Raw genomic sequence first — 9580 nt, forward strand, 5'->3', positions numbered from 1 at the left:
CTGCCCGCCCCGATGCCGGCCTGAAAGCAAACAAGCTCCCGCGCGCCTGTCTCCTCGCGCCACCCAGAACACCTAAGGCGGCGACTTCTTCAACACAATCCGCCAGATGCGGTCACTGAGTACGTATGATTGAGCGAACGCATCGCAGCCACGGGCCGCGGGGCGTTCAAATTTCTCCGCGAACCTCAGTTCGCCAGCGGATCGGGCCGAAACTGGATGTGCACGGCGCGGGGCATCGAGCCCTTGCCGCCTTCCTTGAGCCAAGGCGTGCGGTCGCCGTTCGTGCTCCACAACCCACGGCCTTTCCACCCGGCGTTGGGATCGTCGATACGCCCGTCAAAACCCTTGGCGTAGAAGCTGAGCGGATAGGGAATCCGGATCGTGATCATCTTACCGTCTTTTAACGCCACGAAGCCGTCCCCGAGATTGGCGGTGGACATCGGGATGTTCTCGCCAAGTCCGGACGTGTTGTGCTGGTCGACCCAGGTGTAATAGCTCGACTCTGCGCTGTTCTCGCCGATGCCGTCGAAGCCAGGGCCGGGATATTGATAGATGGTCCAGCCCTCGGGGCAATGATTGCCGGTGGCGGCCGGCCCATTGAGCGGCCCTTTGCACTTGCGCCGATCAAAGCTGCCGAGGTGACCGCTCGATAACGACGCCCAGACAACACCGTTGCTGTCGATATCGCCGCCGCGGATTCCGAACGCCGGCGCGGGAACATAAAACACCTCCGACAGCCCGGTCGCCGGATCAAATCGCAGGACCCCCGGCGGTCCGCCGAAAATGCCTACGGTGTACCAGATCGAGCCGTCGACCGGCGACGGCATCACCGCGTAAGGTCCCGAACCCGGGACGATCCGCTTGTCCTTGTTCGGATCGAGCGGGGCGTTGGGCTCGACATAATCGTCGCGCTTGCCGTTGCCGTTGGTGTCGAGCACGAACGGCGACCAGCCTTGCGACCTTTCGGCATCGCCGGTTTCGTCAAACGTCTTGGTGTTGATCCAGCCGGCAACGGGGCCGGTGCCGCTGAGCCACAGCGTGTCGTTGGCGTCGTAGCCGAACTGCAGGTGATGGGTGGCAAAGCAGGTGTTGATGAAACTGTACTTCATCGTCCTGGGATCGAGCATCGCCACCTGACGGGCCGACTTTTCCAGCGGGAACACCTTGGCCGACGGGTGGTCGGAACCCTGTTTGCAGAACGCCGGGTTATCGATGCCGCGCACGGTGGCGGAGAGCCAGAGCCGGCCCTTCTCGTCGAACATGGAGTTGTGGTTGTTGGCTCGCGTATCCCAGAGTTTTTGTTCGCCCCAATAGGCGGACGGCTCCAGCGGCTTCACGCTGGCGGCATGCCCGGGACCCAACGATTCCGGCATCTCGGGGTCCGCGACCGGCATCTTGAAGAACGACACTTTATTCTTCTTCGGATCCAGGATCGGCATGTTGTCGGTCGAATATTCCGGCGAGCCGTAAAGCGGGCCATAGGCATTGACCGTCGGATTGCGCCGGTCGGAGGAAATCAGATCGTGCAGGTATTTGTCGGGCGTCGACCACTCCCATGACGTGATCACGATATTGCGTTCGACGCCTTGTGGACGCGGCGGCTTGCTCTTGGGCAGTTCGCCCTTGGCGACGCGGTCGGTCCAGTCTCCGAAATATTTGAAGGGGACCCCGCCGAAATTGCCGGCAAGCTGGTTGGTCATCTGCTCGCCGGACTGCCCCGATTGAACGCGCCGCATCCAGGCCGCCGCGCCGGAATCGAACTTGCCGAAAGCAGCCGGTATCGTGCGAGTGGCTTCCTGGCCGAGCTGATGGCACCCGATGCAGCCGATGTTCTTCATCTGCTTCAGCCAGTCAGTCTGCGTCAGCTTTTCGGGAATGTCGCTCTTGCCGCCGAAATCGCCGGCAGGCGGAATTTTCATCATCGCATACCAATAGATCGCCGGGTAATAATGCGCCGCCGCCGCTTCGTTCGGTGCGGGCACCGCCGTGTGATTAAGAAGCTGGCCCGGCTTTGCGGTGAGCTTGGCCGAATCCACCAAGCCATAACCGCGCACCCAGACGCTGTAATTCGCTGCCGGCAGATCGGGGATGAGGTAGCGGCCCTGGTCGTCGGTGACGACGATGCGCGCGAACTTCGTCGGCAGCTCGGTGGTCTCGGCGATCACCCAGACCCCGGCTTCAGGGCCCGCCGCGCCGACAACAGTGCCGCCGATGTCGGTGGCGCCGATCGCTACGGCCTGCTGCGCATAAGCTGCGGTGGGGATTGTACTTGGCAGCGCCATCAAGCCGGCAAATATCGTCAACCGCGCCAACACTCTGGTCACGAACATGGCTCGCCTCCCGGCATGGAACCGGCTCTTTGGCCGGCTTTCATTGTCGCCATTTTAGCGAAAAGGTCGGCGGCGTCCAATGGCTTGAATCAGCCTTCGACTGACGTCCGCGTATGGCACCGGCTGACGCCCGCGGTTCGTCCGACGTCCCCTTCGCGCCAAAAGCCGCCGGTCCGAAAAGTCGGTTTTCGTCCCAAACCAGACTCGTCTGATGCCTAGAGAACTTAGCGCTGTCCCGCCCGCCTCCGCCTCGAGCGTCGAGCTCTCCGGTCCAAGCGGACCGTGACGTCGTGGCTAGTTTGAGAGCTGTGGGTTGTCGTCGGTGAAAATCTTCAAATCGTCAGCAATCATACTTGGGTTGGAAGAAGGCGACGTTCGAACGTCTCTTCATTCTCAGTCAATTCTGGCAAAATCCGGCCTACTCAAGCTTGAAAGCCACGGCGGCACGCTTGGTATGAGACTTGAACTTCTGTCTGAGGATTTTGCGGATAGCATAACCCTTGGCCCGTAGAGCGCTCATCAGCCAACTCCAGGCACCATTTCGCCATCTGCAGGACCTGAAGCCGATCCCGGTCCACCACCGTGTCGGTGTTGTCGTACAGAAAATCGAACGATTTCGGCGTTTTTTGCTTTACGAACACCTGATCAGCCAAATCGACATTCCAAGCCGTCTGCTGACTTGGGTTATCTATGTGCTGCCGCAGCCAGCGGTGGTGGATGGGCATGGCCATCTGGTGGGCTTCGCGCTCTGTCAGGACTTTCGGCCCGGCTCGCAGGTTGGCCCAGCGGCCCTCGATTTCCACCAGCGCTTCGACGTGCCGGCGCTTGGCTTCACCGGGGTCGCGCGTCTGCAGACTTCGCTTCTCTTCGCGCTTGCCGACGAGCTTCAGCAGATCATCTGGAACGCGCTTGCGAACCCAGTAGACGCCGCTTTTGGGATGTTTCCAGGGACGACTCATTGCAAGGGACATATGTACCACCCGTGTGTACCTGTCGTTCAGGCTCCCTTGGTCCAAGCGGAAGCGGTGGAAGTGCCGGCCGCGGCAGCGAACGTCATCCCGCTGCCGTTCGACCCTTGGCTTAGTTCGTAGCGGCCGCCGCCTTGCGGACCAGCACCGTGTCGGCTTGCCGGCTGATCTCGACCGCGACGGGGGCGACACCCGACTCGCGCGGCGTGGAGAGCATTACGCTCTGGCCGGGCCCGAGGACAGCCACGACGCGCACCGGTGTCCCGGCCTCGCCTTGCGCAAGGGTAGTGACGACGCGGAAACCATCGCGCTCGACGGTGTAGTAGGCGACACCGGACACCTTGCCGAGGTCGATGCTCCGGGCCTGAATCGGCCGCACGCCGTCCGCATGCGCCGCGCCGAGGAGGGAGGCCAATGTGAAGGTGGTAGCGAGAATGGTGTTACGGATGGACATGATTATCTCCGGTGGCTGAGCGACGGACCCGATGCCCGTGGCTCCCTTGCCAAGAAAGATGGTTGGGTTACCATCATCGATCAAACAGATTGGATCGATAATGGGCATCGACACCGTCAATCTGAGCCGTTTCGACTTGAACCTGCTTGTCCACCTCGATGCGCTGCTCACGGAGCGCAGTGTCACGCGGGCTGCGGCCCGCGTCGGTCTTGGTCAGTCGGCGATGAGCCACAACCTCGCGCGCCTGCGGGACCTCTTCAGCGACGAGCTCCTGACGCGGGGTCCGGAGGGCTTGCGTCTCACGCCCCGCGCGCTGGCTTTGGTCGAGCCGGTGCGGATCGCGCTGGCCCAGGTCCAGGCCCTCGTATCCCGAGACGAGGCATTCGATCCACGCACGGCGGAGCGCACCTTCAAGGTGGGGCTGCCCGACAGCATGGAAATCCTGATCATCCCCTCCCTCCTCGCCTACCTGCGCGAGGTCGCTCCCGGTATCCATCTGCGGCTGCACAATATCGACTCCTCGAAGCTTTTGGACGATCTCGATGCCGACCGCCTGGAGCTCGCCGTTGGCTACGGTGTCTTCGCGCAGGGGCAAGCACACCATAAACAGCGTCGCCTATTCACGGAAACCTATCTGTGCATGTTCAACGCCGAGCGGACGGGGATCACGGCCCCGATCTCGCTCGATGACTACCTGCGGCTGCCCCATGTGCTCACGAGCTTACGCCCGGGCGAGCTCGGGGTGGTAGACGACGCTCTGGAGAAGCTGGGGTTGCGGCGCACGGTCGTGCTCACCACGCCGCGTTTCCTCGCGGTGCCGTCCTTGGTGGCGCGCGCGCCCGTAGTGGTCACCATGCACGCGCGACTTGCCCGCTTCTTCGCCGCCGAACTCGGGCTCAGCCTCAGCACACCGCCGGTGGAGTTGCAGGACGTAGCCGTTTCGCTGCTCTGGCATGCGTCCTACGATCACGATCCGGCCCACGCGTGGCTACGTCAGATCATAGTCCGGCTGGTCGCCGAGCTTTGACGTGGAATCCGGTTGCGGGGGGCACCCCAGTCTAAGACATCGTTGATCGGCATGCACGGCAAGTGCCGATCTCCACATTTACTGATGTGCGGCTTCTGGCACTTTTCGGACCTCGCCGTCTGGGCGTATGTCCGCTTCGCGCCAACAGCAGCCATTCAAGAATTGACAACCAGTCAGCATCCAAAGGTAGCCGCAACTTGCTGGCTATAGTTTTTCGACATATTCTTATCAGTGAGACGCTGACCCCATTTCAACCTTTTTTTGGTCAGTAGCAAAATCCCGCTGCGATGGTATCCGAGTTGCTGCGGCTGCTTCAGTGATACCCGATGTCGGCCCGCACCTTGCCGCGAAAGACCCAGTAGGACCAGCTCGTGTACATCAGGATGACTGGCAGCAGCACGAGCGTGCCGACCAGGAGAAAGGCCTGGGTCCGGTCCGAGGACGCCGCCTCCCACAAAGTGAAATGATGCGGCACGATCATCGGGTAGAGGCTGACGGCAATCCCGGTAAAGGACAGCACGAAAAGTCCGATGCCGCCCACGAAGGGGAGAACTTCCGAACGGCTGTGCAGCGCGCGCCATGTAAGAAGCGCGGCGGCGGCTGTCGCAAGGGGAACCGGCGCCAGAAACAGGATGTTCGGAAAAACGAACCAGCGTGAGGCGATCGCCGGATTCATGATCGGCGTCCAGACGCTGACGGTACCGATCGCCGCCAAGACGCCGATTAGGCAAACACTGCCCTGATGGCGGGCAGTGTCCTGAAGGTCGCCTTCGGTCTTGAGAATGAGCCAGCCCGCGCCGAGCAGTCCATATCCGAATAACAAGGCTATGCCGGTCAGGATCGAGAACGGCGTCAGGAAATCGAACGAGGTGCCTGAAAACACCCGGCCGCTGACCCGGAATCCCTGGATGAAGCTGCCGAGCACCACGCCTTGCGCGAAGGTCGCAATGCCCGATCCGTAATTGAAGGCGTGGTCCCAGAACGTCTTGTGTTCGGCGTCGCGAAAGCGGAATTCGAACGCGACGCCGCGAAACACCAGCGCCAGCAGCATCACCAGAATCGGAAAATAAACCGCGGGAATGATGATGGCGAAGGCGAGCGGGAAAGCCGCGAGCAATCCAAGCCCGCCGAGCACGAGCCAGGTTTCATTGCCGTCCCAGATCGGCGCGATCGAATTCATGATGGTGTTGCGCGCGGCGGTGTTCGGTGCGAAGCCATAGAGGATGCCGACGCCGAGGTCGAAGCCGTCGAGCAGCACGTAGAAGAATACAGCGATGCCGAGGATGAGCGTCCAGATCGGCACGAAGTCGAGAACCTGGCTCATGGTTCGCTTCCTCCTGAAACGCCTGCTCCCGCCAGCACCGGAGCCTGGGGCCGGCCGGCCTCGATCGTCGCATCTCCTTCGGCGGCCGGCATCGGACCGGCGCGGACAATGCGCAGCATGAGAAACAAACCTGTGGGATACATGAAGAGATAGACCGCCATGTAGGCGAGCAGCGAGATCGCAACGTCGCGGCCGGTCAGTGACGGCGAGACGGAGGCTGCCGTTCGCAGCAGGCCATAGACCGTCCAGGGCTGGCGTCCGACCTCGGTGACGGCCCAGCCGGCGATGACGGCGACGAACCCGATGGGAGTAGCGATCTGGCATAGAAGCAGAAACAGCGGCGTGTCGGTAAGCCGCCTGCGCCAGCGCAGCCATCCGCCGAGCAGCACGATGCCGAGCATCAGCATGGCGCATCCGACCATGATCCGGAAAGCGAAGAAGGGTATTGCAACAGGCGGCCGCTGATCGGCCGGGAAATCCTTGAGGCCTTTGATCTCGCCGTCCAGTTTATGGGTCAGGATCAGGCTACCCAGCCCCGGAATCTCGATGGCGGCATGATTGCTCTCGGTCTTTTCGTCGGGGATCGCGAACAGGGTCAAAGGTACGTTCCGGCCGGTCTCCCAGCGCGCCTCGATGGCGGCGAGTTTCGCAGGCTGGTGCTCCAGCGTGTTGAGGCCATGATGGTCGCCGAGAAAGATCTGCAGCGGCACCAGCGCGGTCAGCAGCCACAGCGTCATCGACAGCATCGTGCGGCCTTCTTCCGCAAATTTTTCGCGGCGGAGCAGATAGGCGCCGACGCCGAGCACGACAAAACCGGTGGTGATAAAGAAGGCGACCACGGTGTGAGCCAGCCGGGAAGGAAAGGAGGGATTAAAGATCACCTGCAGCCAGTCGGTCGGAAAGAAACGGCCATCGACGATTTCGTAGCCGGCCGGCGTTTGCATCCAGCTATTCGCTGACAGAATCCAGAAAGACGAAAAAAGCGTGCCCATCGCCACCATCAGCGCTGCAACAAAATGGGCCCAGCGTGGCACCAGCTTTCGCCCGAACAGCAGGACGCCGAGAAACGCCGCCTCGAGAAAAAACGCCGTCAGGCCTTCATAGGCGAACAGCGGCGAAAGGACGTTCGCGGTCGCATCCGAATAGCGGCTCCAGTTGGTGCCGAGTTGAAACGGCATGACGACACCGGTGACAACCCCCATGCCGAAGGCGATCGAGAAAATCCTGATCCAGAACATCGAGACGCGAAGATAGACGTCGCGCCCGGTCGCAAGATTGTATCCTTCAAGCACGGCAATGAATGCTGCGGCGCCGACGGTGAAGGCTGGCAGCAGGATGTGCCAGCCAATCACCCAGGCGAATTGCAATCGCGACAGGAAAACCGGATCGAAGTCCATTTCCGTCACTCCCGGCAGCCATTGCTACGTTCGAACTGCCACAGAAACCGAATACAACTTACGGCATTTCGGACGCGCCGTTAACCGCCTGAGGCAGCTTTAACAACCCTTTTTGTGCTTTTCCGGCAATCCACCGCAATCCGCGCAAACTGCAGCAACAAAATGCGCTGGTTCTTGTTAGAGCAAAAACAATACAATCGACGCAATCGCTAATTCGGAGAACCGGTATCCGGGTCTCCATTCATTAGCCCGCGCGGGCTACCCCGATCTCATAAGAGCAGCGTCGAAACCGCCGGCTTTCGTGGACCACCAGGCGAAGGAGGTTGCGCCCAATAGAATGAGACCTGCAGGCCGGACTGCCCGATAGAAAATGCGATAAGCAGTCAACCGGTGATGTCGGGCTTTAAACCTGGAGGGCGTCGGCATGGCGAATATCCGCTTCGCGCCAAGAGGGGGCATTCAATAAGTGATAAGCTTTCTGCTGATTACTCATCAATCTTGGGTACCCCCACTTGGCATGAGCGGCCCACCCTCGTCGCTTATCAATTGTTAGGCGGCTCAATCCCTTTCTAGCGTCGATATGCGATTGAAACCATACCTCTGCGCCAACGTAGACGATCCATCCAGAAGCTGGCGTTGCTGGATGGGCCGACGGACGCCGTCCTCTTGCCCCAGCTTGACGCGACCTACGCGCTAAGCACGCAGAGACCGCCCCAAGACGGTCCCTGTGTCAGAAGGAGGCTAGTTGGCGATCCCGGTATGACTACGGTTTAGGAAACCGTTTTCAGCTCAACAATGTCATTGGCTTAGGTTCGTCATGCTGCAAATTTGTCGCATCGACGGCCGAGAAATGCACGCGCGCTCCTGGAGTCTTTTCAGCGTTTTTCTGCCGTCGGATAGATCAGCGATTGATCTTCGATGTCCTGTACCGGGAGTTTATGCACGTCGGCAGCGGCGTGAAGTTCCAGCAGTGAAGGCATGGCAGCGGTTCCCGCCGACAATTCGACCACAGAAGATCGCGACCGCAGCAGGACGGAGGAACCAGCGACCACAGCAACAACCGCGAGTGCGATAACCATCAAACGTATCATGGCAAGCTCCCCATTTTTTCGAACTTATCAAGTTGTCGGCGAATCAGCGGTTCGGTTCACAATATTATCGCAAACCAGTGCCGAGGTCTCCGATTAACCACCGGCACGCCCCGGGACGCTAAATTCTAGCGCTCGGCTCGGTAAAGGCCGCCCTGGCCGTCTCCTGAACGAAATTATCAAGAATGACGGCCGCACCGACGGCGACAACGCAGGCTACAACGCAGGCGACGAGGAAAGCTCGCATGTTAATCCTCCTTCTTTCACAACCAAGTCTTGTCCGGCGGACCAAAGCCGTCGTTAGGCCGGACATTCAAGCCGGGAGGGCAAAAGCCTCCACTTCAATGCCCACGAAAACCCATCCAAGCGAGCCGACGCGGGCATAGAAATCGGCCGATTGAGCCAGCTCCAGATCGGCGAAAAAACGCCCGATCCAGGGAGCGAGATGTTCGTTAAAGAACGCACGATCAGAACCGGCCGGACCCGCAATATCTCCGCCGACAAGACCCGCCATGATCTCACAAAGAATTGCGACGTGGTCCTCGGGTTCCGAATGACCCGTCCTTCTTTCGATGCCGAGACGTTGAAAGGCTTCACGCAGCCGTGCGAGCGGTCGTCCATAGAGCGAGCCGGTGAGGTAATGCGATGCATAGGGCAGAAGCTCGCCCTGCCCGAGCCCTGTGAATAAATCGAAAAACTCCCGCGCTGCCCTTGCCTCGTCGGTCCGAGCCGCGGCCTGCCCGAGTGCGGCATGGACGGTTCCAAGCGGGGTTGCATCCCCGCCCACCAACGCCAGCCTTCCGATCATTTCGGCGTTGGGACTGCGAGAGAGCAAGGTAGCCAGCAGCGCATACTCCCGCGCCCGGGCGCGATCGATCTCGTCGATACCACACGGGGGATAAATGTGAGATCGGAATTCCTGCATCTGGTCCATTCCCGGCTCGCGCTATCCATCCTGCCGCGGCAGCGCACTGCCGTGGCGACGGTGATCT

The 9580-nt window shown here is 60.7% G+C and carries 8 protein-coding genes; 1 reads left to right on the forward strand and 7 read right to left on the reverse strand.

What is annotated here, in order from left to right:
* Positions 1–185 precede the first annotated feature (185 nt).
* From E8A46_RS22960 to E8A46_RS22970, 3 genes are all read right to left on the reverse strand, one after another.
* Positions 186–2330 carry a carboxypeptidase regulatory-like domain-containing protein gene (locus E8A46_RS22960; protein ID WP_291566162.1) on the reverse strand — a complete coding sequence of 715 codons (2145 nt, stop codon included), beginning with the start codon at positions 2328–2330 and terminating at the stop codon, positions 186–188.
* Positions 2331–2752: 422 nt separating this feature from the next.
* Complete coding sequence (locus E8A46_RS22965; protein ID WP_363252376.1) at positions 2753–3301, reverse strand: DUF6538 domain-containing protein; 549 nt, start codon at positions 3299–3301, stop codon at positions 2753–2755.
* A 109-nt stretch (positions 3302–3410) separates the two neighbouring features.
* Positions 3411–3752 (reverse strand): hypothetical protein, encoded by a 342-nt coding sequence (locus E8A46_RS22970; RefSeq protein ID WP_291566166.1) that lies wholly within the window; start codon positions 3750–3752, stop codon positions 3411–3413.
* 100 nt (positions 3753–3852) lie between these two features.
* On the opposite strand from E8A46_RS22970, the gene E8A46_RS22975 reads away from it, so the two are divergent.
* On the forward strand, positions 3853–4779 hold the full coding sequence (locus tag E8A46_RS22975; RefSeq protein WP_291566167.1) for a LysR family transcriptional regulator: 927 nt from the start codon (positions 3853–3855) through the stop codon (positions 4777–4779).
* Positions 4780–5092: 313 nt separating this feature from the next.
* On the opposite strand, the gene cydB is transcribed toward E8A46_RS22975, so the two are convergent.
* The 4 genes from cydB to E8A46_RS22995 form a co-directional block, all read right to left on the reverse strand.
* On the reverse strand, positions 5093–6103 hold the full coding sequence (cydB, locus tag E8A46_RS22980; RefSeq protein WP_291566169.1) for a cytochrome d ubiquinol oxidase subunit II: 1011 nt from the start codon (positions 6101–6103) through the stop codon (positions 5093–5095).
* Positions 6100–7500: a cytochrome ubiquinol oxidase subunit I gene (locus E8A46_RS22985; protein WP_291566171.1), complete on the reverse strand. Its 1401-nt coding sequence runs from the start codon at positions 7498–7500 to the stop codon at positions 6100–6102. Before E8A46_RS22985 ends, cydB begins: the two co-directional genes overlap by 4 nt.
* 875 nt (positions 7501–8375) lie before the next feature.
* Positions 8376–8591: a hypothetical protein gene (locus E8A46_RS22990; protein WP_291566173.1), complete on the reverse strand. Its 216-nt coding sequence runs from the start codon at positions 8589–8591 to the stop codon at positions 8376–8378.
* A 310-nt stretch (positions 8592–8901) separates the two neighbouring features.
* Positions 8902–9522, reverse strand: a complete 621-nt coding sequence (locus E8A46_RS22995) for a molecular chaperone TorD family protein (protein ID WP_291566175.1) — start codon at positions 9520–9522, stop codon at positions 8902–8904.
* Positions 9523–9580 lie beyond the last annotated feature (58 nt).

It is taken from the genome of Bradyrhizobium sp., assembly GCF_004799445.1.
Lineage (GTDB): Bacteria > Pseudomonadota > Alphaproteobacteria > Rhizobiales > Xanthobacteraceae > Bradyrhizobium.

Excerpts from the sequence above, each read along its gene's own strand:
- E8A46_RS22985 (WP_291566171.1), bottom strand. The coding sequence starts at position 7,500 with ATGGACTTCGATCCGGTTTTCCTGTCGCGATTGCAATTCGCCTGGGTG.
- E8A46_RS22995 (WP_291566175.1), bottom strand. The coding sequence starts at position 9,522 with ATGGACCAGATGCAGGAATTCCGATCTCACATTTATCCCCCGTGTGGT.
- E8A46_RS22960 (WP_291566162.1), bottom strand. The coding sequence starts at position 2,330 with ATGTTCGTGACCAGAGTGTTGGCGCGGTTGACGATATTTGCCGGCTTG.
- E8A46_RS22970 (WP_291566166.1), bottom strand. The coding sequence starts at position 3,752 with ATGTCCATCCGTAACACCATTCTCGCTACCACCTTCACATTGGCCTCC.
- E8A46_RS22990 (WP_291566173.1), bottom strand. The coding sequence starts at position 8,591 with ATGATACGTTTGATGGTTATCGCACTCGCGGTTGTTGCTGTGGTCGCT.
- E8A46_RS22975 (WP_291566167.1), top strand. The coding sequence starts at position 3,853 with ATGGGCATCGACACCGTCAATCTGAGCCGTTTCGACTTGAACCTGCTT.
- E8A46_RS22965 (WP_363252376.1), bottom strand. The coding sequence starts at position 3,301 with ATGTCCCTTGCAATGAGTCGTCCCTGGAAACATCCCAAAAGCGGCGTC.
- cydB (WP_291566169.1), bottom strand. The coding sequence starts at position 6,103 with ATGAGCCAGGTTCTCGACTTCGTGCCGATCTGGACGCTCATCCTCGGC.